Origin of the sequence: Allobosea sp. LjRoot9, assembly GCF_964252745.1 — a bacterium.
In the GTDB taxonomy this organism is placed as follows: domain Bacteria; phylum Pseudomonadota; class Alphaproteobacteria; order Rhizobiales; family Beijerinckiaceae; genus Allobosea.
Map to the genome: position 1 here is coordinate 158174 of NZ_CAXUPC020000001.1, position 23815 is coordinate 181988.

A 23815-nucleotide genomic window follows, 5' to 3' on the forward strand; every position below is an offset into this window, starting at 1 on the left:
ACGGGGTCAGCCCATCGCGGCGGCGACGGCGTCGAGCGCAGCCTGCGCCTTGCCGCCGTCGGGGCCGCCTGCCTGGGCCATGTCGCGCCGGCCGCCGCCGCCCTTGCCGCCAAGCTGTTCGGAGGCCGCGCGCACCAGCGCCACCGCGTCGAAACGGGCGGTCATGTCCTCGGTGACACCAACGACCACGCCGGCCTTGCCATCCTCGGCGACGCCGACGATGACGACGACGCCGGAACCGACGCGCGTCTTGGCTTCGTCCGCCAGGCTCTTCAGATCCTTCATCTCGACGCCGCTGACGGCGCGCGCGAGCAGCTTTGTGCCGGCGATCTCCTGGATGGGCTCTTCCGCTGCGCCACCGCCGCCCATGGCGAGCTTCTTGCGCGCGTCGGTCAGGTCGCGGTCGAGCTTGCGGCGCTCCTCGATCAGGGCCGCGAGCCTGGTTCCGGCCTCGGAGGCCGGAACTTTCAGCAGGCCGGCGAGGCCCTGCAGCAAGCGGGATTCGGAGTTCAGATGCGCGCGGGCATGGTTTCCGGTCATCGCCTCCAAGCGCCGCACGCCCGCCGCCACCGCGCTCTCGCCGGCGACGCTGATGAGGCCGATATCGCCGGTGCGCGTCGCATGGGTGCCGCCGCAGAGCTCGATCGAGAACGGCTTGTCCGCAGCCGTCGTTCCCATCGAGACGACGCGGACTTCATCGCCATATTTCTCGCCGAAGAGCGCGCGCGCGCCCGAGGCGGTCGCCTCGTCGACGCTCATCAATCGCGTCGTCACCGGCTCGTTGCGCAGCACGATCGCATTGGCGATCTCCTCGACCTCGCGCAGCTCCTCCGCCGAGATCGGCTTGGGATGCGAGAAGTCGAAACGCAGACGCTCGGGCGAGACCAGCGAGCCCTTCTGGGCGACATGGTCGCCGAGCACGAGGCGCAGCGCCTCATGCAGCAGATGGGTCGCGGAATGGTTGGCGCGGATCGCGCCGCGGCGGGCGTGATCGACCAGGAGCTCGACCGGTTGGCCGCGCTTCAATTCGCCTTCTTTCACCGTGACGACGTGAGCGAAGACATCGCCGAGCTTCTTCTGGACGTCGGAGACTTCGGCGACGGTGCCCGAGGCTCGGATCGTGCCGGCGTCGCCGATCTGGCCGCCGGATTCGCCGTAGAAGGGCGTCTGGTTGACGATCACGAAGCCGCTCTCGCCGGATTTCAGGCTCTCGACCTCGGCATTGTCGCGGATCAGCGCCGTGACCACGCCCTCGGCGGTCTCGGTGTCGTAGCCGAGGAACTCGGTTGCGCCGACCCGGTCGCGCAGCGGGAACCAGAGTTTTTCGGTCGCGGCTTCGCCGGTGCCGGCCCAGGCGGCGCGCGCCTTGGCCTTCTGCTGCTGCATCGCCGCATCGAACCCCTCGGTATCGACCGAGACGCCACGCGCGCGCAGTGCGTCCTGCGTCAGATCGAGCGGGAAGCCATAGGTATCGTAAAGCGTGAAGGCGACATCGCCTTTCAGGCTCTGGCCGGAGACCAGGTCGCGGGCGGCGTCGTCGAGCAACGTCAGGCCGCGCGCCAGCGTGGTGCGGAAGCGCGTCTCCTCGAGCTTCAGCGTCTCGGAGATCAGGCTCTCGGCACGCAGCAGTTCGGGATAAGCGCGGCCCATCTCGCGGGTCAGCACCGGCACGAGCTTGTAGAGTAGCGGCTCCTTGGCGCCGAGCAGCTGGGCATGGCGCATGCCGCGCCGCATGATCCGGCGCAGCACATAGCCGCGGCCCTCGTTCGAGGGCAGCACGCCGTCGGCGATCAGGAAGGCCGAGCAGCGCAGATGGTCGGCGATGACGCGGTGGCTCGCCTTCATCGGGCCATCCGACGCCACCGAGGTCAGGTCGGCGATGGCGCCGATCAGGGCCGCAAACAGGTCGATGGCGTAATTGTCATGCGTGCCCTGGAGCACGGCGGCGATGCGCTCCAGCCCCATGCCGGTGTCGATCGAGGGGCGCGGCAGGTCGGTCCTGATGCCGCCCGCCGCCTCTTCATACTGCATGAAGACGAGATTCCAGATCTCGATGAAGCGGTCGCCATCCTCGTCGGGCGAGCCCGGAGGACCACCGGGAATATGGTCGCCATGGTCGTAGAATATCTCGGAGCAGGGGCCGCAGGGGCCGGTGTCGCCCATGCGCCAGAAATTATCCGAGGTCGCGATGCGGATGATCCGCGAATCCGGGAGCCCGGCGATCTTCTTCCAGAGGGCATGCGCCTCGTCGTCCTCGGAATAGACGGTGACGGTCAGCTTGTCCTTGGGCAGGCCGAACTCGCGCGTGATCAGCGTCCAGGCGTGAGTGATCGCCTGCTCCTTGAAATAGTCGCCGAAGGAGAAGTTCCCGAGCATCTCGAAGAAGGTGTGGTGGCGAGCGGTGTAGCCGACATTGTCGAGATCATTGTGCTTGCCGCCGGCGCGCACGCATTTCTGCGCCGTGGTGGCGCGGGAATAGGGGCGCTTTTCCTGGCCGGTGAAGACGTTCTTGAACTGCACCATGCCCGAATTGGCGAACATCAGCGTCGGGTCGTTGCGCGGCACGAGCGGGCTCGAGGCGACGACCTCATGGCCGGCCGACTTGAAATAATCGAGGAAGGTGGACCGGATCTCGTTGACGCCGCTCATCGCAATTGGAAACTCTGGTTCAGGACGGGGCCGGGGCGCTTCCCGGCGACATCAGCGTTCTAGTCAGGCGGCTTGCCCCTGTCGAGAGAGCCAAAGCGCGAGATGCTGTCCCAAAGCCTTGACTGCAAACGAAACCTTGGCCGCAAACGAAAACGGGCGGCCCGATCGGCCGCCCGCTGAAATCTGAATCCGTCTCTCATCTAAGAGTGAGAGCAGGATCAATGCGAAAAACCGGTGCCCAGTTTTTCGCATCCTACTCTGGGCTCAGGCCTCCCCCTCGTCGAGATCGTCATCGGTCGGGGTCGCCTGGTCGAGGATGCGCTCGGCGACGAGGCCGGAATTCTGCCGGATCGTCGCCTCGATCTTGGCCGCCACATCTGGATTGGCCTTGAGGAAAGCCTTGGCATTCTCGCGGCCCTGGCCGAGGCGCTGGCTGTCGAAGGAGAACCAGGCGCCTGATTTTTCGACCATGCCGGCCTTGACGCCGAGATCGACCAGTTCGCCGACCTTGGAGATGCCTTCGCCGAACATGATGTCGAACTCGACCTGTTTGAAGGGCGGGGCGACCTTGTTCTTCACGACCTTGACGCGGACTTGGTTGCCGGTCGCTTCCTCGCGGTCCTTCAGCGTCGAGATGCGGCGGATGTCGAGGCGCACCGAGGCGTAGAATTTCAGCGCGTTGCCGCCGGTGGTGGTCTCGGGCGAGCCGTACATCACGCCGATCTTCATGCGGATCTGGTTGATGAAGATGACCATGCAGTTCGAGCGCGAGATCGAGGCGGTCAGCTTACGCAGCGCCTGGCTCATCAGGCGGGCCTGCAGGCCGGGCTGGACATCGCCCATCTCGCCCTCGATTTCGGCGCGCGGAGTCAATGCGGCGACCGAGTCGATCACCAGCACATCGATCGCTCCCGAGCGCACCAGCGTGTCGGTGATCTCCAGCGCCTGTTCGCCGGTGTCGGGCTGCGAGATCAGGAGGTCGTCGAGATTGACCCCGAGCTTGCGGGCATAGACCGGGTCGAGCGCATGCTCGGCGTCGACGAAGGCGCAGACGCCGCCCTTCTTCTGGGCTTCGGCGATGGTGTGGAGCGCGAGCGTCGTCTTGCCGGAGGATTCAGGCCCGTAGATCTCGATGACGCGGCCGCGCGGCAGGCCACCCACGCCGAGCGCAATGTCGAGGCCCAGCGAACCCGTCGAAATCGTCTCAATCTCGATCGCCTGCTGGTTCTTGCCCAGCCGCATGATCGAGCCCTTGCCGAAGGCACGTTCGATCTGCGAGAGCGCTGCGTCCAGCGCCTTGGCCTTGTCCATCGAGGAGCCTTCCACGAGCTTGAGATTCGCCTGATTCACGGGTTGCGCTCCTTATGGCAGGGGCGCGACCACATCTCAATGCGCGCCATAACGGTATGTGATCATGGTTTGTTCTCTTGGGCAAGTTCTTTTTTTGTTCTCGTCGGGGGGCGAAGCGGATGGCCGACTAAGTTATTTCGAAGGCGATTGGAGCCAACACCCTGCCTGAGAGGGCTGACTCGGGAAGTCTGAACGGCGCGGATAAGTGGGGTTTCTGCCTGAAGGCGGCATGATGGCCGTGACAGAAGAGACCAGGACGAGACGACCGCGACGGAACCAATACCGGCTTTCAAGGCGAAGGTGGCGTGGTCGCAATTAAGGGCGAGAAAGCGCCGGCCGAACTGGCTCAGGAGTTTGACGTCCATCCCAACCAGATCACGCGAAGGCGCAGCCAACTTCTGGAGGGAGTTGCGAGGGCTTCGGCTGGGATCCCAGGACTGAGGGCGCCGCTCCGACGATCGACGTGAAGGCCTTGCATGCAACGATCGGAGAGCTAATGCTCGAGATTATTTTTTGTCCGGCGCACTCGGCTAGGCAGGCCTTCTGAGCGCAAGACGATGATCGATCGCGCAAGATCCTCCGCTCAGCCGGCAAGCCAAGGGCTCGGGATCAGCCGTGCAGCATCTAGGGCCGACCGGGTTGGACCACGACGACGACGCCGGCGGCGGCATCGCGGTGCTGGGGCGGCACTCCCCAGGCGGCCCGGCTCGAGCTCCAATAGTTCCAGATGGCGGCGCCCGCGGCGCCCATGCCGCCGGCCAGCAGCCAACTCGTCTGCATCTGCAGGGCGGTCAGCGCGATGAATTCGGCAATCAGCGCGCCCGAGGCGCAGGCCATCGCGAAACGGGCGAGGCCGCCCCACCAGGCCCGCCCCGTCAGGCGCAGATCGCGGAAGGTCAGGAGATTGTTGAGCGTGAAATTTGAGGCCATCGCTGTCGCTGTCGCCAGCGCCTGGGCGATCCAGAACGGCGTCACCTCGATATGACGCAGCAAAGCCAGCGCGGCCATGTGCACGACGAGACCGGTTACACCGACGCAGGCGAACATGATGAAGCGGCTGGGAATGAGGTTGCCCGTGCGCTTTTCCACGAGCTGTGCGGCAAGTTCGAGCATGATCCGCAGATCGAGCTTCGACACGCCGCCGATGCGGGCTCGCAGCGAGGTCGATACCTCGACGACCTTCGGCGCGCGCTGGCCCGAGGCGAGCACGTCGACCAGAATCTTGAAGCCGACGCCCGACATGCCGGCGCGAGCCTGCTCGAACCATGAGCGCGTCTGCAGGAAGAAGCCGGCAAGGGGATCGGTGGTGTGGGCGCCGATGACGAGCCGGCTCAGGCCGACTCCGACCGTGCTCAGCAGACGCCGGAAGCCCGACAGGCCAAGTTGCGTATCGGGCCGGAAGCGGCTCGCGACAGCGATGTCGGCCTGCTCGGCCTGCAGTTTTTCCACCATGCCGGCGATGAGGGAGGCATCGTGCTGCCCGTCTCCGTCCATCACGCCCAGGATATCGCCGCGTGCGATATCCCAACCGGCGATGCAGGCGGAGGCTAGGCCGCGCGCACCCTCCCGCTTGAGCAGGCGGATGCGGATATCCTGGCTCATCAACCCGCGGACGACTGCGGCCGTACTGTCATTGGCGGAATCATCCACCACGATGATCTCGTAGGTCAGGCTGGCGAGAGCAGCACCAGCCTCGGCGACGACTGCGGCGATCGAGGCGCTCTCGTCGAGCGTGCAGATGACCAGGGAGACCTTGGGTTTTCCGAAAACCGTGCTGACGTCGGACATGCCCAATCCCGTGCTGCGACGTTTGCACACTAGATCGCCGACCTTCGCCATTCAGTTAAAAGTAACGGATAACGGGCCTTTAAGTGATGGTTGATAATGTGCGGCGGTCTGTTTCGATGTTGCTAACCATGTCCAGGTTGAATCTCGTGGTCGTCGGCGTCGTGATGCTGACGATGATGGGCATCGCGTCGTTCGCACCGCCGGTGCTCGGCGATGGCGACACCTGGTGGCACGTCAAGGCCGGGCTCTGGATCCTCGACAACGGCCATGTGCCCCATCTCGATCCCTTCGCCACCCACCGCCCGGCGTTGCCCTGGGTGATGCATGAGTGGTTGTCCGAGGTGCTGATGGCGCTGGCGTTCCGCTGGGCAGGCTGGAGCGGGGTGGTCGTCCTGACTGGGCTTGCCGCCGCACTCGCATTTGCGCTGCTTGGAGCGCGGTTGGCGCGCGATCTGGAAGGCTTAGCGCTGGCCTGCGTGCTGCTGCTCGTCGCCTCGCTGATGTCGGCGGGGTTCCTGGCACGGCCTCACATATTGGCCCTGCCGGTGCTCGTGGCCTGGACGATCAGCCTGCTGAAGGCCCGTGAGCAAGACCGCGCGCCGTCACTGCTGCTGCTGCCGTTGATGGTGATCTGGGCGAACCTGCACGGCGGCTATGCTTTCGGCATCGCGCTGATATGCCCTTTCGCGCTTGAGGCGCTGGTCGAGGCGAAGCCTGCCGCCCGCTGGCGCGTGGTGTGGAGCTGGGGCGTGTTCGGCATCGCCAGCGTCGCGGCCTCCGTCGTCACGCCTCATGGGTTCGAGGGGCTGCTGTTTCCGTTCAAGCTGCTCTCGATGAAGAGCATCGTGCTGATCGGCGAGTGGCAGCCGACCAGCTTCGCTATGCTCCAGCCGCTGGAGGTTGCGCTGGCCGCTGTGCTATTCATTGTGCTGCAGTATCGGGTGCGAATGCCGGTCCTGCGCGTCGTGCTGCTGCTGGGCCTGCTGCACATGGCGCTGGGCCAGACCCGCCATCAGCTTCTGCTCGGTTTCGTCGGGGCGCTCCTGCTGGCCGAGCCTCTGGCGCGGGCTTTTGCCGATAGAAGAGATCTGCCGAAAGCGAGCCGGTCGGCGCGGGCCGGATGGCCGGACTTGGTCGCGTTGATGGCCGGCCTCGCGGTCGTGGCCGGTCTCAGACTGGCGTTGCCGCTCGTGCGTAGTAACGGGCCGACCGCGCCCATCGCGGCGCTTGCGACCGTGCCCCAGGCCCTGCGCGCCAAGCCCGTCCTGAACTCCTATGCCTTTGGTGGCTATCTAATCTGGCTGGGTATCGCCCCCTCGATCGACGGTCGGGCCGACATGTATGGCGACGAGGGCATGTTTGCCAATGACCGTCTGCTATCGGCGGATCCAGCGGTGCTCGATGCGGCGCTTGCGCGAATCGATGCGCAGTGGACCGTGCTCGCGCCGCAGGAGCCACTGGTCGCGCTGCTCGACACAAAGCCCGGCTGGCGCAGGCTCTACGGCGATGCGTTCGCTGTCCTGCATGAGAGGGTGCCTGGGGGCTGAGGACGCTGGTGTCGTGCGGGATCGCGCAACAGCCGATCCCTCTCACCCCATCGCCGCCTTCACCGTTTCGACCAGCTGCTTCATCGTGAAGGGCTTTGGCAGGAACTGGAAGTCTTCGCCCTCGGGCAGGTTCTTGCGGAAGGCTTCCTCGGCGTAGCCGGAGACGAAGACGACCTTGGTCGCCGGGTTGCGCTGGCGCAGTTCGCCGAGCAGGGTCGGGCCGTCCATTTCCGGCATCACCACGTCGGAGACGACGAGGTCGATGCGGCCGTCATGCTTCATGAAGATGTCGAGTGCCTCGACGCCCGAGGCCGCCTCGTGGACCGTGTAGCCGCGCGAGACCAGCATGCGGGCGTTGAGCGCGCGGACCGCATCCTCATCCTCGACCAGCAGGATGACGCCGGCGCCGGTATGATCGGCAGCGAGCTTCTTGGGCGCCTCCTTGGCGGCGGCTTCGGCGGCGATCTCCTCGGCGCTCGGCACATGCCTGGGCAGGAAGATGCGGAAGGTCGTACCCTGGCCGACGGCGGAATCGCAGAAGACGAAGCCGCCGGTCTGCTTGACGATGCCATAGACCATGGAGAGGCCTAAGCCAGTGCCTTTGCCGACCTCCTTGGTGGTGAAGAAAGGCTCGAAGATCTTGTCGAGATGCTCGGGCGAGATGCCGGTGCCGGTGTCCTCGACCTCGAGCAGCACATAGTCGTCGGCTGGCAAGGCGGCATGGCCGAAGCCCGCCGCATCGGCGGCTGCGACATTGCGGGTGCGCACCGTCAGCTTGCCGCCATCGGGCATGGCGTCGCGGGCGTTGACTGCGAGATTGACGATGACCTGTTCGAGTTGGCCGAGATCGGCCTTGACCGGCCAGAGGTCGCGGCCCTGGCGGACATCGAGCCCGACTTTGTCGGCGACCACGCGCTTCAGCATCAGCGAGAGATCGGAGAGCACGTCGCCAAGTTCGAGCACCTGCGGGCGCAGCGTCTGCCGGCGCGAGAAGGCGAGCAATTGGCGCACCAGAGCCGCCGCGCGATAGGCGTTCTGCTTGATCTGCATGATGTCGGGGAAGGAGGGGTCCGTCGGCCGGTGGCTAGCGAGCAGGAACTCCGAAGCGTTGATGATGACCTGCAGCACATTGTTGAAGTCGTGTGCGATGCCGCCGGCGAGCTGGCCCACCGCCTGCATCTTGCCGGCCTGGTCCATATTGTCCTTGAGCTTGCGCTCGTCGGTGGTCTCCAGCGCATAGATGATGGCGCGCTCGCCGTCGCCATCCTCAGTGGCCGCGACGGGAGAGAGGTAGAGCCTGGCCGAGCGCCCGTCCTCGCCGGCAAGCGTGACGTCGAGCGGAGCGATGTCGGCGCGGCCATCCATCGCGTCCGACAAGGCGCGCTGCAGCTCGGCCGCGCCCGGCGTGACCAGGTCCTGGATCGCGGCCGGCTGGGGACCGGCCTGTGTCAATCGGGTGAAGGCGGCGTTGGAGCGCAGGATTGCGCCGGCCTTGTCGACGGTGGCGATCGCCATCGGCGTGGAGTGGAAGAAGCGGGCGAAGCGGGCCTCGGCGTCGCTGCGGCCGTCGGAGCCGGCCTCGCCGGAGGTGCGGTTCAGCACCAGCGTGCGCGAGGGGCCGGCGCGGCCATCGCTGCCGAACGCGACCTGATGATGCAGCCTGACGGGCAGCGGCACGCCGTTGCGGCGCTTGAGGTCGACATCGAGCACCTCGGTGCGGACATCGCCGGGCAGGCCGCGAATGGCCTGGATGAGGGCAGCCGCGTTGGGCGTCGCGATGTCGTCGAGGTGCAGGCCGCCGGAGCCGAAGCGGGCGAGATCGAAATCGAGCCAGCCGGAGAGGGTGGCGTTGAGATAGGAGACCTCGCCATCGGCATCGATCGAGACGAAACCGGCCGGCGCATGGTCGAGATAATCGATCGCGTGCTGCAGTTCCTGGAAGGCGTTTTCCTGGCGCTCGCGCTCGGGCGTTACGTCCGAGACGCTCCAGAGCGTGGCCGGCCTGCCGTCGCGGTGAACGGAGGAGACGCGGATGCGGTACCAGCCGACGCCGCCGCGCCCGTCGAGCGCGGGCTCGAGCCGGACCTCCTCGATGAGGCGGCGGTTCTCGCGTGCTGCGGTGGCGAGGCGGTAGATCGCCTCCGAGACGTCGGCGCGGCCGGTGAAGAGGCGCTCGACCGGGCGGATGTCGCTGGCGCCGCGGGCGCCGGCCAAAGCGAGATAGGCCTCGTTGGCATAGACGATGCGGTTCTCGCCCTCGGTGACGACGACGCCGTCCTCGGCGCCATCGACTATGGCCTTGGTCAAGTCGTTGCGGGCGGCACGGCCGGAAAACTGGATGAGGCCGATGGCGAAGGCGAAGAGGCCGAAGACGCCGACGACAGAGAGCAGCGCCAGCAATCCCAGGATCAGCGGCTGCGCCCATTCATTGGCGATGAAGCCGAGCGCGATCGCTGCGCCGACGAGCAACCCCGCGACAAGCAGGATGACGCCGATATGGCCTGGCTTGTCGGAGCGATCGATCGCCGTGGTCGCCGTGGTTCCGCTCATTGCGGTTTGGTCCGTTCCATTGACACCGCAGCGGTGGTCCTGCGACCGGCCGATGCGCGCTCAGCCTGTCTTGCGCGTTAAGCCTATCTTGCGCGCGAAGCTCTTGCGAGTTAGGCGCGCCGGCCCTTCAGGCGCAAGATGTAACCGATCACTTCGGCGACGGCCTTGTAGTGTTCGACAGGAATCTCTTCGTCGATCTCGACGGTTGCGTAAAGCGCCCGCGCCAAAGGCGGGTTCTCGATGATCGGCACGCTGTGCTGGCCCGCGACCTCGCGGATCCTGAGCGCGACCGCATCGACGCCCTTGGCGAGGCAGAGCGGCGCGCCCATGCCGGGTTCGTATTGCAGCGCGACGGCGAAGTGGGTCGGGTTGGTGATGATCACGGTCGCCTTGGGAACGGCGGCCATCATGCGCTTGCGCACGCGCTGTGCGCGGATCTGGCGCAGCTTCGCCTTGACCTCGGGATTGCCTTCCGAGTTCTTGTACTCGTCCTTCAGCTCCTGCTTCGTCATCTTCTGGCGCTGGTACCAGGAGTAACGCTGATAGCCGAAATCGCCGATCGCGATCACTGCGAACAGGGCGAGCGCGCTCGCCATCAGCTTGATCGTCAAAGCCAGCGTCGCCGGCAGCAGCGCCGAGACGTTCATCTGGGCAAAACTCTCGAGCCGGTCATGCTCGTTCCAAAGCGTGGTCCAGAGCACGACGCCGATCAGGCCGGTCTTGGCGAGCCCCTTGGCGAAATTCACCCAAGCTTCCTTGCCGAACATGCGCTTGGCGCCGGCCATGGGCGAGATGCGGCTGAACTTCGGCATCATCGGCTCGAAGGTCCAGAGTGGCCTGTGCTGGATCAGCGCGCCGGCGAGTGCGGCGCAGAGGATGAAGGCAAGCGGTAGCCCGATCGCCGAAAAGCCGGTCATCACGCCCTGCCGGGTGACGTTCATGAAGGCCGTGCCGTCGGAGGGCACCTGATGGGCGTTCATCAGGAAGCTGCGTAGCGAGAGCGCGGATTCCCGCGCCGACCAGCCGGCGGCGACGAGCAGCGCCAGGGTGAAGCCGCAAAGCACGAAGAAGGTGCCGATTTCGCTGGAGCGGGCGACGTCGCCCTTCTCGATCGCCTGATCCAGCTTTCGCTGGGTCGGGTCTTCTGTTCTGTCCTCGTTGTCGGCCTCTTCTGACATCGCCGTTCAGTTTCCGGTGAATTGGCGCAGGAAGACGCCGAGGTCATTGAGGAAGACGCTCATCATCACGCCGAGGACGGCAGCGAGCACGACCATGCCGCCGAAGATCGAGGCCGGCACGGCCAGGAAGAAGACCTGGAGCTGCGGCATCATGCGCGCGAGCACGCCCAGCCCCAGATTGAACAGCAGCCCGAAGACGATGAAGGGGGCCGAGATCTGCACAGCGAGCGCGAACCCCTGCGCGGCGGCGCGGACGGCCAGGGTCATCACGTCGCCGATATCGGGCAGGCCGCCCGGCGGCAGCACGCGGTAGCTCTCATGGACCGCGACGATGGCGACATGATGCAGGTCTGTCGTCAGGATGAGCGTGATACCGAGCATGGTCAGCAGGTTGCCGACCGAGGGGTTCTGCTGCCCGCCCGTCGGGTCGATCGTCGTGGCGAAGCCCAGCCCCATCGTCTGCGCGACGATCGCGCCCGCCGATTGCAGGCAGGCCATGACGAAGCGCGAGCAGACGCCGATGACGAGGCCGATCAGCACCTCGCTGGCGAGCAGGCCGACGACGCCGGGCATGTCGCTCGGCACGCGCAGCAGCGGACGGACCATCGGCGCCAGCATCAACGCGATGAAGAAGGCCAGCGACAGCCGCGCCCGCGAAAAGACGAAGCGCTCGCCGATGCCCGGCATCAGCATGACCATCGTTCCGACCCGCGCGAAGACGAGCACGAAAACGGCGCTGATCTCGGGCAGGATCGCGATCTGCATCGGGCGCGGCGGGCCTCTTCGCCGATCGGTGCGTCGCAAGCTGGGGCCATGGGCGACCATGGCCGGGCAAAGCTGCGGCAGGTTCATTCGCCCGTGGCGATTCGGACGGCGACCCGCCCCATATAACCCGCGAGCGCGTCGCCCATGAACGGAAGAAACACCATCAGCGTCACGAAAACGGCGAGGATCTTCGGAACGTAGACGAGCGTCTGTTCCTGGATCTGCGTCAGGGCCTGCACCAGCGAGACGGCGAGGCCGACGATGAGCGCAACCGCCATCACCGGCCCACCAGCCTTGAGGAAGACGAAAATGCCGTCGCGCGCGACGTCGAGGATGGCTCCGGAGGTCATTGCTTCTCGTCCTGAAATGCGGCGGCCGTCAGACCGGCATCCGCATGATTTCCTCATAGGCCGCGATGATCTTGTCGCGCACGGCGACGAGCGTCTCGATCGCGGCCTCGCTTTCGGCGACGGCGGTCACGACATCGACCACATCGGAGCGGCCGGCGGCGACATTGGCCGTCTGCGTGTCGCTCTTCTTGCCGGCATCGGCGGTGGCTTCGAGCGCCTTGCTGATCAGCGACGAGAAATCCGGGCCGTCGCCTGCGCCGGTCGCAGCGGCGAGCGGCTTGCGCATCAGATTGCCCGCGCCCATCCCCTGGATCGAGGCGTAGGCTCCCGCGGCGAAGCTGGGTGTGGCCATGGCTGGGGTTCCTGTTCCGGGCCGCGCGATCAGGTGCGCAGGATGTCGATGGTGCGCTGGATCATCCGGCGCGTGGAGGAGATCAGATTGAGGTTGGCCTCGTAACTGCGCTGGGCCTCGCGCATGTCCACGGTCTCGATCAGGGTGTCGACATTGGGCATGCGGACATTGCCCGAGGCGTCGGCGACCGGATTACCGGGCTCGAATTTTGTGCGGAAGGCGCTCTGGTCGCGCTGGACGCGGCCGAGATTGACCAGTTGTGCATCGAGGTCGCGGTCGAAACGGCGCTGGAAGGTCGGGATCTTGCGGCGATAAGGGTCGGCACCGGCGCTGGCGGGCCCGGAATCGGCGTTGGCCATGTTCTCCGCGATCACGCGCATGCGGCCGGATTGGGTGCGCAGGCCCGATGCCGCGACCGCGATGCTCTTCATCAAATCCATGATTTGCCTCCCACCTTAGCGGTGCCGGTCAGCGGCCCTTGCCGATCGCGATCTTCATCAGGCCCAGCCCCTTGGTGTAGAGCGAGGCGGCGAGCTGGTAGTCAGACTGGTTCTGCGCGACCTTCATCATCTCGTCCTCGAGATTGACCGCGTTGCCGTTCGGCGTGATTTCGAAACGCTGGGCGTTCGTGCCGTTGAAGCCGCCACGCTGGCCGGAGAGGCCCATATGACCAGCGCTGGTCTGCGCCATCACGACGCCGGCCTGGCCGGGCGCGATCGCGGGCGCTTTCAGGTCATGCGGGCGAAAGCCCGGACTGTCGGCATTGGCGACGTTCTCGGCCAGCAGCTTCTGACGCGATTGATGCCAGTGCATGCGCGTCTTCAGCGCCTGCATCAGGTTTCCGCCGGTGCCCAAAGCAGTGTCGGCCATGGTCGCTCGTTCCGTTCCGGTCGTCCTGGGGCCGGCTGTCGCCGAGGGGCGGCTGCGCGGCGAGGCTTTCGCTCACTGGGTAAATATTGCCGGGTGCAGGGTTAACGGTTGGTTAAAATCGGCCTGGCTGAGCGAAACGGTTAACCACGCGTTCACCATGTTGCCCGATAAGAAAAGCGTTATGCTATAGCCAAGGCGTTGAACCTTGGGCGGAAACATCGGCCGCTCGAAGGCGTCGCCGTCGCTCATGAGGCAAACCTTGCAGACGTTGTTTGGCTTCGATCTTTCCACCGGGCAAAAGTGGATCATCGCTTTCGCTGTCATCCTGGCTCTGCTGGCGCTGCTCGGCTTGTTCGCGCGCCAGATCAAGGGTGGCCGTCTGAGGGTGAGAGGGCAGGGCGGTGGTCGCGCTCGCCAGCCGCGTCTCGGCGTCGTCGACATCCACGATCTCGACCGCCAGCGTCAGCTCGTCCTGATCCGGCGCGACAATGTCGAACACCTGATCATGATCGGCGGTGTCTCGGACATCGTGGTCGAAACCAACATTCTGCGCAGCGGCGGCCGTGCGGCGACGGCGCTTCCCACGGAGACCCAGGCGCCCGAGCGGCCGGGTGCCTTCGAGGCTCTGCCGCCGGCCGAAGCCGCACGCCAGGATGTGCGCCAAGATACGCGTCAAGACACGCGCCAAGACCTGCGCCAGGAACAGCCCACACTGGAGCGGTTGCCGATCCGATCGAGCCCGGGCGGTGCGCCGTCGCGCCCCGCGCAGCAGGGGTCGACGCAGGCCGAGGCTCCTGCCGCTGCTGCCGCCGTCGTCCTGCCCAGCCTCGCGGCTGCGGCAACCCAGATACCGGCGCCGGCGGTTCAGCCGCCGAGCTTCACGCGTGACTTTTCCCCGTCGCAATCTGCCAGCGCCGTCGAGCTCGACAGCATGACACAGCAATTGGAGGAGGCGCTGAAGCGGCCTCACTCGGCCGTCCGCCCGGCGAATGCGCCTGCAGAGCCGCCGCGGCTTCAGGACGAGCCCAAGCCGCCTGCGCCGCCGGTCGAGCCGGTGGTCGAGGCCCCCACTATTACGCCGGCAATGCCGACGCCGACTCCACCCGCGCCTCCAGAAACGGCTGGCCGGCCGATTCCGTTGCCGGCCGATGTCGAGGCCGAGCTCGAAATGGCCCTGGGCCTCAGGCCCGAGCGCATTGTGCCCAAGGCGCCTGCCTTCACCGTAACAGTGAAACCCGCTCCCGTCGCACCGCCGCCCGCGCCTCCCGTGCCGGAGCCCGTCGTGGAGCCGGAATCCGTCAAGGTTGCCTCAGTCGAGAGCGAGCCTGAGGCCGTGACCGAGCAGGCTGCTGCCGAGTCGATTCTTGCCGACGATATCGATGATTCGTTCCTCGAAGCTCCGGCCAAGCCTGCCGAACCTGCGGCCGTACCGGAGCATAAGCACGAGGCGAGCACGGCCCTCGAGCCCAAGGAGCCGGTGAGCGAACCAGAACCTGCCATCAAGCCTGAACCCAAGCCTGAGGCTGCGCCCGGGCCGAAGCCTGCCGCCATCGACCCATTCTCTGTCGATGCGATCGAGGCGGAGTTTGCACGCCTGCTCGGCCGCGATCCCAAGCCCAAATCCTGACATCACACAGGCCCGCCTCGTCGCCTCGGCGAGGCGGCCTGGGTACGTTCAACAGGCGCGATCAACAGGATTGTCGGTGTGCGCGGGCTTGACGCCCTGTCCTCGGTTGCCGGGTCGCGATGGCCGGCTCTAGCGTTGGCCGGCCCGATCGACTGAGTCGGGCGTTGTTCCGGCCCGGCGTGACCTTGACGAGAACCCTTGAGAGATCGCTGCGAGGCGGCCGCGCCCTATGGGGCGCATTCGCGCTCCTGCCGGTGCTGGCGGCTCCCGCTTGGGCGCAGACGCTTTCGCTCGATTTGGGGCAAGGCGGGGGCGTCGCCGAGCGCGCGCTCCAGCTCATCGCCGTCATCACGGTGCTGTCGCTTGCGCCGTCGATCCTGGTCATGGTGACATCGTTCACGCGCATCGCCGTCGTGCTGTCGTTGCTGCGCTCGGCGCTCGGCACACAGACCGCCCCGCCAAATGCCGTGATCATCGGGCTGGCGCTGTTCCTGACCGGCTTCGTGATGACGCCGACGCTGCGCGAGGCTTATCGCACGGCGATCGAACCGCTCGTTGCCGGCCAGATCCAGCCGCAGGAGGCCTATAATCGCGGGGTCGTGCCGTTCAAGGCGTTCATGCTCAAGAATGTACGCGAGAAGGATCTGGCGCTGTTCATGGAGATGTCGCGCGAGCCGGCTCCTGCGCGGCCCGAGGACGTCCAGATCCAGGTGCTGGTGCCGGCCTTCATGATCTCGGAACTGCGCCGGGCCTTCGAGATCGGCTTCCTGCTGTTCGTACCCTTCCTGATCATCGACCTGGTGGTGGCTTCGATCCTGATGTCGGTCGGCATGATGATGCTGCCGCCGGTGACGGTGGCATTGCCATTCAAGCTGATCTTCTTCGTGCTGGTCGACGGCTGGGGGCTCGTCGCGAGTTCGCTGGTCAAGAGCTATGGCGGGTCGGGATAGGGCTCAGCCCTGCCTGGGCGGCGGGGTCGCACTTTCGGCAGCGCCGGTCTGGCCGTCGGCCGGCGGCTGCTCGGGTCTGGGGCGCTGCCGCACGGCGGTGGAGTAGCCCGGATAGCGGGCGCGGTAGGCCGTCATGAAGTCGATCAAGGTGTCGGAGCCCGCCGCCGCGCGCGCCATCTCGCGGATGTCGGAGGCCTTGGCGCGGCTGGCTCCGGTGACGAAGGCAAAGGTGCGCGCATCCGTGCTCTGCGCCATCTTGTCGGCGAACTTGCCCCGCAGCCGGTCCAGCGAGAGCGCTTCGTTCGACATGACATAGGAAATCGCGCTGCGCATCACGTCGGCGCGCTCGCTTTCGCTGAGGGGCGCGGTGCCGCGCCAGCTTTCGCCGAGCATGCGTTCATGCGCCTCGCCGGCCTCCCGCCAGCGCTTGCCGGTCCAGAAGATGTCGGAGCGCAAACGGTCGACCTCCGGCCCGCGCTCCGCTTCCAGCAATTCGAGCGCCTGGTCGGTGCGCGACAAATCGGACAGTGCCTTGGCCTCGAGCAGCAGGCGGGCGCGCTTGACGTCGCCGGGCAGTTCGATCAGCCGCGTCGTGTTGAGCGCGCGCAGCGCCTCGACCGGCTTGCCGTTCATCAGGCTGATCATGGCGAGCTTGGTGGCGACAGTGGAGCGCGCCGCGCCGGTCAGGCGCTTCTCGATCTGGTAGCGCAGGATTTCGCCCGCCTGATCCAGCAGGTCGAGCTCGACCAGCCTGTCGGCCAAGAGCCGGGTGATTTCGTCGCCGCGCCGGCCGACCGGCAGGAATTCCTTGAAATCGTAGAACAGGGCCAGCGCTTCGATGCGCGACAGCTGTTCGGTGCCGCGCCCGCTGAACAGCTCGGCGAAGCGCTGGGCGGTTTCGTCATGCATGCGCCGCGTCAGCGGGTTGTCGGGGTAATTCTCATTGGCGCGTCGTGCGACCATGAAGGCGTCGCGCCAGCGCTGGTGGTCGGCATAGAGCCGGCCGAGCTCGGCCAGCGCCTCCATCTCCAGATCGCCGCCGCGCCAGATGATCGATACCGTCTCCAGGCGGGCGATGGCTTCGTCGGACGACATGTCCGGCCGCTTTTCGACCTGTACCAGCTTGACCGCGCGCAATTGCGCCTCGGCGGCGACAGGCCGACTGCGTGCCTCGAACAAGGGCTTGTAGCCGTTCAGTGCCGCTTCCGGCCGGCCGCTGACATCGTCGAGGAGCGCGCGCAGGAGAGCGAGTTTCTCGGGGTCGAGCAGGTCGCGCGGCAGGTTCGAGAGTTTTTCGATCTCGCGCTCGGCAACGGTGAGGTCCTGCATCGCCAGCGCGGCGCGCGCCTTCGCAAAGCGCAGTTCGGCCTGGATCTCCGGTGGATAGCGATCGAGGATCGCCTCCGCGCGGCGAAAACCGATGAGCGCCTGGGCGTTGCGCCCAAGTCTCTGCTCCGGCAAAGCGCGCCAGAGGCCAGCTTCGGCATCCTCCTTGATCGGGCCGGCATCGAAGGCGCTGATCGCCTCCTGATTGCGATGCATGCGCACCGCGATCAGCCCCTTCAGGAAGAGCGGCTCGCGCTGGTTCCGCATGGCCGGGTCGTCTGCCATCATTGCCGATAGGGGACCATTGGCTTCCGCCATCAACCCATTGGCGGCGTAGAAGCGCGCCAAGGCGAGGCGCGCCTCGGATTTGCGGCCGCGCGAGGCGTCGGCGACGTCGCGCAGCAGGGCGCGTGCGCCGTCCCGCACAGTGTCGACGTGCAGCTTGTTCCATTGCTCGGGGTCGAGCAGGGGCGGCTGGGCGACGGCGGGCTGGCTCGTTTCGCTCGGCGCCTCGGCGGCTACGTCGAGCGTCACCGTCAAGCCACTGGCGCGGCCGATCTGGGCCTGGTCGGTCCCGGCGCGCACCAGGAGATCGTCGGCGCGGGGCGCAACGGCAAGACCATGGGCGGTCTGGAGCAAGTTGAATTCGACGAACTGATAGGGCTTAGCCATGACGCGTGCCGGGCCGAACGCTGTTGCGACCGCCAGCGACGTCCCGGACGGGCCCGGATCGAGCCAGTGCACCCCCGTCATGCCAGGCAGCGGTACGGCGAGGATGGTCTGGCCGCGCTCGTCGATTGTGCGGCGCGGCACAATCGCGGTCGCCGTCTTCTTCTGCTGCTCGCCAAGGCTCAGCGACCAGGTCGGGCCGTCATCGATCAGCCGCGTCAATTGCTGACTCGCCAGTCGCAGACGTACCAGCGTGACCTTGCCCTCGCGGGTTACGGTCGCATCTTCGACGAGTTGCGGCAGGATGGTCTTGAAATCTGCCGGGTTGATCGTGTCGCGTGTGTCGAAGACGAGGGTGACGATCCCCGCGTCGATGAAGGCGGCCGCGCCGGTCATGCGCGGAAAGCGGAAATCGATATGGCCACCTTGTGCAGTGCCGGCCGCCTCGATCTTCACCGCCTGGGGTGTCGGGTCGATGACCGGCTGGGCGACAGCCGCAGGAGTGGTCGCGAGCTGGTTGTCGGGAGTGACGGCGGGAGCCGCTGCCGGAGCCGCAGCCGGTAAGGAAGCGGGCGTCGGCGCGGCCTTCACCGCCGCATCCGTTCCCTCCGGCAAGCTCGCCAATGTCGGTCCGGTGGTCTTGGTAGGGCGCAGGAGATCGACCGTCAGCCCGTCCTCGTCCTGGAAGTTCCTGACCTGCCAGTCCTTCGGAATCGAGAGTTCAAGCCGTGTCGCGGTCTCGTCGGTCTCGTGGGAGAGCAGCGCGACGCCGTCCGGCAGGGCGCGTTTGAGGGCTATGGGCTCGACCGCCAGCGGCTGGTCGAGGGTCAGGTTCAGAGTACCGTCCTCGAGCGCCGTCGTGAGAGCGGTCCCCGGAGGGGCCTGGAAGATCAGGCGCTCCAGCGTCGGCAGCTTGGCGCCGCGCACGATCAAGGGCTTGTTCTGGGGCCGTGGCTGGCGGGCAGCTTCCTTGACGCGGGCTTCGGCCTGCTTCAAGCGCTCCGCCATCTCGGCGATCACTTCGGGTGGCGGGCCGGGCAGCAATCCGGTCCAGTTCTCGGGCAAAAGATCGATGAAGGCCTTGTCTCCGGCCTCGATCAGATTGGCGCGGAACCTCTTGGGAAGCGCGAAGCGCATGCCGCGCCCGTCGGGGTCAAGCCGCGCCAGGGTGATGTACTCCGGCAGCTCTTTGGCGATCTTGTTGATGTCGATCTTCACCGGAGAGGCGAAGGCGACCACGAGCACGCCATTGTTGAGGCGGATGCGGGTCGGCGTCGGTTCGTCGAAGGTCAGGGCGAGGCGGCCGAAGCCCGGCGGCATGTCCTGGCCGCGCAAGGTGGCGTTGGCGGCGAGGGTCGGCTCGCACAGGCCTGCGCCGATGGCGAGCGCAGCCAATCCGATACCGAAGGCAAGGGAACGCGGGACACGCAAAACCGGAGAACTCACGCAACGCGACACGAACGGGCCGGAGCGGCCTGACCAGGCCGTCCGCCTGCTTTGGACGCTAGTCCGTCAAGGATAATGCCGGGTTAACGTGGCCTCGGGATAATATCCTTGCGGAACAACCGTTTAGAGGGGCGTCGGGATTGCGGTCTTGGAAAATCAGGGGAGCGATCGCGGACCGGTCATGGCACGGCGGCAGCCAAGCGATGATTTCCAGGGCGCACGCGATTTAGGTTTATCCGCCGGGGGCGCCCGTCGGCTTGGCGCTCGCAAGGCCAGGATCATGCCGCGCCGGCTAAAAAACTGATGCAATCATCGAGAAATTAACCATACTTCCATACTGGTCAGTAGAGGGTCGCGTTCTATCCGAAACAAGAGCTGGGTTGGAGGACGCGATGCTGATCTATGTCGGGATTTTCTATTTGTCGTGCTTCGCGGTCTTCCTGGAACTGGTCGATCGCGCTCCGGTCATGGATTGACGTTCAGCAGACGCCAAGCCATCCATCCCAGAAACCCGACCCATAAAACCGTCGCGCTGATAAAAAGCAGCGCTATCGTGATGATCATCAACCTTTGGGCGAGCGTCTTTGCCGAGGCCTGATCTGCTTGCGGCGTTCGGCTTTCAAGCGCCGGCTCGTCGTCGCCGATGCCGGCGACCAGATCATCGCTCGTAGCGGACTCCGAATTCATAAGGACGATCCTTCATTACCTGACCGTCCATGAGAGATATACAACTAATGGTTGTGTCAAGCTCGATCTTCCCCTGAAGGAATGGCCATCTGCGGCCGAGTGCGAGGCAAGGGGACGGGGCTGGCTCCAGCGCGGATCTCGCCGCAGCTTCCAAGCGAGTGCAGGATCGGCCTGAAGCCTCGGCCTGGCGGTATCGGCTCGCCTCTATTGCTTCAGGAGTTGGCGGCGGCGGCATGGACGGAATGGCCATGGCGCGCCTTGCTGCCGTCATGCCACCAGCACGCGCCGATCTCGTTCCACCAGCCGATCAGGCTGCTGACGACATGGGTCAGCGCGATCGCCAGCATGGTCGGGATCCAAAGCATCATTGGAGTCCGTGCTTGGTCCGATTGAAGGGCCGTGGCGCCCCCTTAAGTCTTTGTTAACCATGATGTATGAGGAGGCATGCCGCCTGCGGGCGCTGCCCGCTGGTGTTGCATCGGACCGGTGCGATCAGAGCAATGTCCGATCCGATTGGATCGTTCAATTGCTCTAGATTTTTGTTTTAACGCGTTTTCTCCGCGCAAACGCTTCGCGTTTGTCGCGGGGGAACCGATATCCACTTCGCTCGAAAACGCTCTACCGGCGCGGAGCGGGCGCGAAGGCCGGCAGTTCGTTACCTGGTAGCGGCACGAGTTCGGCCGTGCTGCGCTCTGGCGCGCGCGAGCTGGTGGCGAGGGCCACCGTCAGCTTCTCGGCCCGGTCGGGCGCCATGGCGGCGAGCACGTCGGACATCTTGCGCGGGTTCATCTGCTGGACAACCGGCAGCAGCACGTCGAGGCTGAGGCGATCGAAGACGCGTGCTGCGTCCTTCGGCTTCATCGTCTCATACATGATCACGAGATTCCTGATCGCCTTGAGTTCGTCCTCTGCGGGCTTGCGCTTGGGGCCGTCGACCTTGTCTTCGAGCTGCTTCAGGTCGCCGACGCGGCCATCGAGCTTCTTCTCGGCGGTGTCGAGCAGGCGTTCGCGCATCTCCAGTTCGCGAATCCGGGCATCAATCTCTTCGCGCCGCTCGCCGAGGCGTTCGAGAATGGCCCGCTCGGCGGGAGAGGCAACCTTGGCCGTGCCGTTGACGACGCCGGCCTTGTTGTTGGGGTTGGCGGCGCGCGCCGCATCGGCCTTGGCTTCCGCCTCGGCCTTCTCCTGTTCTTTCTTCGGATCAGGCTTGTCGACCGAGCCGGTCGTCTCCGGGTCGCGCAGGACGCGATCGGGTGCATGTGCCTCGGCGATCACCTTGGCGAGGGCCCAGACCTGGGGCTCCGGCTTCACTGGGCGAGTACTGTCGGAGGAAAAGACACTCGCGCTTGACGGCACCTTCCCCGGATAGGGCTCCGCCGTCCAGGCAAGCAGTTTCAGCGCCAGGAGACCCATGGCGCCGAGAATCACTGCCGGAAAGAGGCGGGGCCTTTCGATCACGCGGCCTGGCCTTCCAGGCGCCGGGCGGCGCGGGCGCGGATGGCGGCTGCGGATTCGGCGGCGCTGGTCATGCGCGAAATCGGGGTGGGCTCGGGCGCTGGCGGTTCCGGGGCTTTCGGCGCGACCAGCGTGGCGGCGCTGACGATCTGCGAGATCCGCTCCATCACGGTCTGGCCGGCTTCGATCTGGGCGGCGAGGTCGGCGGCGTAGCGCTCGGCGGTGCGCAGGCGCTCGGCCAGGGTGCGGTCGCAGTCGCCCAGCGTCAGCTTCAACCCGGCGATGGCGCGCTCGGCGGTATCGGTCGCCGAGATCAGCGCGCCGACGGTCTGGCGCATGGCGCCTTCGTCGGCCTTGAGCCGCTCGATGCGCCTGGCCAGTACGTAGCAGGTGATGATGGTCGCGACGAGGAGGCTTGCGACGAGGGCATCGGCGATGAGGGTGATCGTCATGGCTTGGTATATCCGCGTCAGGAGGGGGAACCGAGATGGCTCGTGGCGCTGTCGAAGGCGGCGATCGTGGTCTTGGAGCGGCGCAGCGGGCTGACGACCTGAACGGCGATCTTGTCATCGACGCGTCCGATCCGGCCCTCGCTGACGATGAAGTCGCCGCAGCGCAGTGCGACTGTCGAATCGGGCCTGGCGTCGAACATCAAAGTGTCGCCGATCTCGAGTTTCATCACCCGCTTCAGCGGCATCTGCGTCTCATGGAGCACGCAGGTCACGGCGACGTCGGTCTGCCAGACCTCGGTCGCCAGATGGTTTTCCCAGATCGCATCGCGCCCGAGCTTCTCACCCATGAAGCTTTCGAGCAGCAATTCGCGGATCGGCTCGATCGTGGCGTAAGGCAGCAGCAGATGCAGGCAGCCGCCCCGGCCTTCCATGTCGAATTTGAGCTCGACGCGGATGGCGGCGTTGGCGGGGCGGGAGATCGAGACGAAGCGCGGATTGGACTCGATGCGATCGACCGTGAAGCGCACGGGCGAGAGCGGTTTGAAGGCGGCTTCGGCATCACTCAGGATCAGCGCGATGACGCGCTTGAGCATGTTGATCTCGATCGAGGTGAAAGGGCGGCCATCGACGCGCGGCGCCGGCTGGCCGCGCTTGCCGCCGAACATCGTGTCGAGCACAGAATAGATCAGCGAGGACTCAATCGTGATCAGGCCGAAATTGTCCCACTCCTCGGCCTTGAACACCGAGAGCATGGCGGGCAGCGAGATCGAATTGATGTAGTCGCCGAAGCGCACCGAGCGGATGCTCTCCAGCGAGACCTCGACATTGTCGGTGAAGAAATTGCGCAGGCTGGTCGAGAGCAGGCGCACGAGACGCTCGAAGATGATCTCGAGCATCGGCAGGCGTTCATAGGCGACCGAGCCGGAATCGACGATGGCCTGGATGCCGTTGCGGGCGTCCCTGTCGTCGCCGATGGAGAAACCGAGCATCGTGTCGATTTCGTCCTGCGACATCAGGCGGTCGGTGCCGCCATCCTGTTCGCCTTCCTCCATCAGCATGTCGGGCATGGTCGCCCATTCGGCCGCCATCCCTTCCGGGCTGAGGGGCTCGTTCTTGGGCTTGCCGGCGAGGTCGAGGTCGTCGTTGCTCATGTCTTCGTCGTCATCCCGGCTGGTGCGCGGAGCCCGGAGGGCTCACTGCACCAGCAATTCCTTGAACAGCACCGCGTCGATCTTGGCCGGATAGACCGTGACGTTGACGCGACGCAGCAATTCTTCCTTGAGGCGATACATGCCGGCCGAACCTTCCAGATCGGCCGGGCGCAATTCGCGCATGAACACCTGGAAAGCGTCCTCGACACGCGGCAGCAGGGGCTTGATCTCCTCGGAGACCTTGGCGTCAGCGATCTCGAGCACGACCTTGACCTTGATGATCGGCTGGCGGTCCTGCTGACCGCCCGGCGAGATACCGATCATCATGTCCCTCATCTCGACGAAGCTCGCCGGCTTCTTGGCGGCCTTCGCATGTTCGGCCGCTGCGATCTGCTCCGGGGAGGGCTGCTTCAGGAAGAAGAACCAGCCGCCGCCGAGCCCGGCGAGCAGCAGCACGGCGCCGACGATCATGATCAGCTTCTTCTTGCCGGCCTTGGAGGCTTCGCCGCCTTCGGCACCCTCTTCGTCCGTCTTTCCGGTCTTCTTCGACATCGCAGCACCGCCTCGGGCTGGGCGCGTGCGGCATCGATGCCCTGCTCCCTGACATTACCCTGATCAATCACGGTTAACGCGTCGTTAAGGACGGCAAATCT

21 protein-coding genes and 1 pseudogene are annotated in these 23815 nt (G+C 65.9%); 4 read left to right on the forward strand and 18 right to left on the reverse strand.

The genetic code is table 11. The features are described from left to right. Positions 1-6: 6 nt before the first annotated feature. Together alaS and recA are read right to left on the reverse strand one after the other, a co-directional pair. Positions 7-2649: an alanine--tRNA ligase gene (gene alaS, locus ACSQ3P_RS00745; RefSeq protein ID WP_436163802.1), complete on the reverse strand. Its 2643-nt coding sequence runs from the start codon at positions 2647-2649 to the stop codon at positions 7-9. 264 nt (positions 2650-2913) lie between these two features. After that, positions 2914-3999 (reverse strand): recombinase RecA, encoded by a 1086-nt coding sequence (recA, locus tag ACSQ3P_RS00750; protein WP_436163803.1) that lies wholly within the window; start codon positions 3997-3999, stop codon positions 2914-2916. 232 nt (positions 4000-4231) lie between these two features. On the opposite strand from recA, the pseudogene ACSQ3P_RS00755 reads away from it, so the two are divergent. Beyond that, positions 4232-4608, forward strand: a pseudogene (locus ACSQ3P_RS00755) (transposase); the annotation flags it as partial. A 15-nt stretch (positions 4609-4623) separates the two neighbouring features. On the opposite strand, the gene ACSQ3P_RS00760 reads toward ACSQ3P_RS00755, so the two are convergent. Beyond that, a complete protein-coding gene (locus tag ACSQ3P_RS00760) occupies positions 4624-5787 on the reverse strand; it encodes a glycosyltransferase (RefSeq protein ID WP_436163804.1) in 1164 nt (387 codons plus the stop codon). A gap of 128 nt (positions 5788-5915) precedes the next feature. Here ACSQ3P_RS00760 and ACSQ3P_RS00765 point away from each other — a divergent pair, with 128 nt between their 5' ends. Continuing rightward, the gene (locus ACSQ3P_RS00765) at positions 5916-7334 is read left to right on the forward strand and encodes a hypothetical protein (protein ID WP_436163805.1); all 1419 of its coding nucleotides are present in this window, start codon (positions 5916-5918) and stop codon (positions 7332-7334) included. Between the two features lie 42 nt (positions 7335-7376). On the opposite strand, the gene cckA is transcribed toward ACSQ3P_RS00765, so the two are convergent. The 8 genes from cckA to ACSQ3P_RS00805 all read right to left on the reverse strand — a co-directional run bounded on the left by cckA (position 7377) and on the right by ACSQ3P_RS00805 (position 13648). After that, on the reverse strand, positions 7377-9884 hold the full coding sequence (cckA, locus tag ACSQ3P_RS00770; RefSeq protein ID WP_436163806.1) for a cell cycle histidine kinase CckA: 2508 nt from the start codon (positions 9882-9884) through the stop codon (positions 7377-7379). Positions 9885-9994: 110 nt separating this feature from the next. After that, on the reverse strand, positions 9995-11062 hold the full coding sequence (gene flhB / locus ACSQ3P_RS00775; RefSeq protein WP_436163807.1) for a flagellar biosynthesis protein FlhB: 1068 nt from the start codon (positions 11060-11062) through the stop codon (positions 9995-9997). A 6-nt stretch (positions 11063-11068) separates the two neighbouring features. Beyond that, a complete protein-coding gene (gene fliR, locus ACSQ3P_RS00780) occupies positions 11069-11827 on the reverse strand; it encodes a flagellar biosynthetic protein FliR (protein WP_436163808.1) in 759 nt (252 codons plus the stop codon). An 83-nt stretch (positions 11828-11910) separates the two neighbouring features. After that, entirely contained in the window at positions 11911-12177 is a 267-nt protein-coding gene (fliQ, locus tag ACSQ3P_RS00785; protein WP_069692353.1) for a flagellar biosynthesis protein FliQ, read from the reverse strand. A 28-nt stretch (positions 12178-12205) separates the two neighbouring features. Beyond that, positions 12206-12529, reverse strand: a complete 324-nt coding sequence (locus tag ACSQ3P_RS00790) for a flagellar hook-basal body complex protein FliE (protein ID WP_103717184.1) — start codon at positions 12527-12529, stop codon at positions 12206-12208. A gap of 29 nt (positions 12530-12558) precedes the next feature. Then, on the reverse strand, positions 12559-12969 hold the full coding sequence (gene flgC / locus ACSQ3P_RS00795; RefSeq protein ID WP_069692351.1) for a flagellar basal body rod protein FlgC: 411 nt from the start codon (positions 12967-12969) through the stop codon (positions 12559-12561). A gap of 28 nt (positions 12970-12997) precedes the next feature. Further along, positions 12998-13399, reverse strand: a complete 402-nt coding sequence (gene flgB, locus ACSQ3P_RS00800) for a flagellar basal body rod protein FlgB (protein WP_436163809.1) — start codon at positions 13397-13399, stop codon at positions 12998-13000. Positions 13400-13471: 72 nt separating this feature from the next. After that, positions 13472-13648 carry a hypothetical protein gene (locus ACSQ3P_RS00805; protein WP_436163810.1) on the reverse strand — a complete coding sequence of 59 codons (177 nt, stop codon included), beginning with the start codon at positions 13646-13648 and terminating at the stop codon, positions 13472-13474. 10 nt (positions 13649-13658) lie between these two features. Between ACSQ3P_RS00805 and ACSQ3P_RS00810 the strand changes: the two genes are divergently transcribed. Continuing rightward, on the forward strand, positions 13659-15026 hold the full coding sequence (locus ACSQ3P_RS00810) for a hypothetical protein (protein ID WP_436163811.1): 1368 nt from the start codon (positions 13659-13661) through the stop codon (positions 15024-15026). A 209-nt stretch (positions 15027-15235) separates the two neighbouring features. Continuing rightward, a complete protein-coding gene (gene fliP / locus ACSQ3P_RS00815) occupies positions 15236-15976 on the forward strand; it encodes a flagellar type III secretion system pore protein FliP (protein ID WP_069693929.1) in 741 nt (246 codons plus the stop codon). Between the two features lie 3 nt (positions 15977-15979). On the opposite strand, the gene ACSQ3P_RS00820 is transcribed toward fliP, so the two are convergent. From ACSQ3P_RS00820 to fliL, 7 genes are all read right to left on the reverse strand, one after another. After that, the gene (locus ACSQ3P_RS00820) at positions 15980-19366 is read right to left on the reverse strand and encodes a tetratricopeptide repeat protein (protein ID WP_436163812.1); all 3387 of its coding nucleotides are present in this window, start codon (positions 19364-19366) and stop codon (positions 15980-15982) included. 516 nt (positions 19367-19882) lie between these two features. After that, the gene (locus tag ACSQ3P_RS00825) at positions 19883-20104 is read right to left on the reverse strand and encodes a hypothetical protein (protein ID WP_436163813.1); all 222 of its coding nucleotides are present in this window, start codon (positions 20102-20104) and stop codon (positions 19883-19885) included. A gap of 212 nt (positions 20105-20316) precedes the next feature. Beyond that, entirely contained in the window at positions 20317-20469 is a 153-nt protein-coding gene (locus ACSQ3P_RS00830; protein ID WP_436163814.1) for a hypothetical protein, read from the reverse strand. Between the two features lie 253 nt (positions 20470-20722). Then, positions 20723-21562, reverse strand: a complete 840-nt coding sequence (locus tag ACSQ3P_RS00835) for a MotE family protein (protein WP_436163815.1) — start codon at positions 21560-21562, stop codon at positions 20723-20725. Continuing rightward, a complete protein-coding gene (locus ACSQ3P_RS00840; protein WP_436163816.1) occupies positions 21559-22011 on the reverse strand; it encodes a DUF6468 domain-containing protein in 453 nt (150 codons plus the stop codon). Before ACSQ3P_RS00840 ends, ACSQ3P_RS00835 begins: the two co-directional genes overlap by 4 nt. A 17-nt stretch (positions 22012-22028) precedes the next feature. Then, positions 22029-23162 carry a flagellar motor switch protein FliM gene (gene fliM / locus ACSQ3P_RS00845; RefSeq protein WP_436163817.1) on the reverse strand — a complete coding sequence of 378 codons (1134 nt, stop codon included), beginning with the start codon at positions 23160-23162 and terminating at the stop codon, positions 22029-22031. Between the two features lie 42 nt (positions 23163-23204). Continuing rightward, entirely contained in the window at positions 23205-23714 is a 510-nt protein-coding gene (gene fliL / locus ACSQ3P_RS00850) for a flagellar basal body-associated protein FliL (protein ID WP_436163818.1), read from the reverse strand. Positions 23715-23815: the final 101 nt, after the last annotated feature.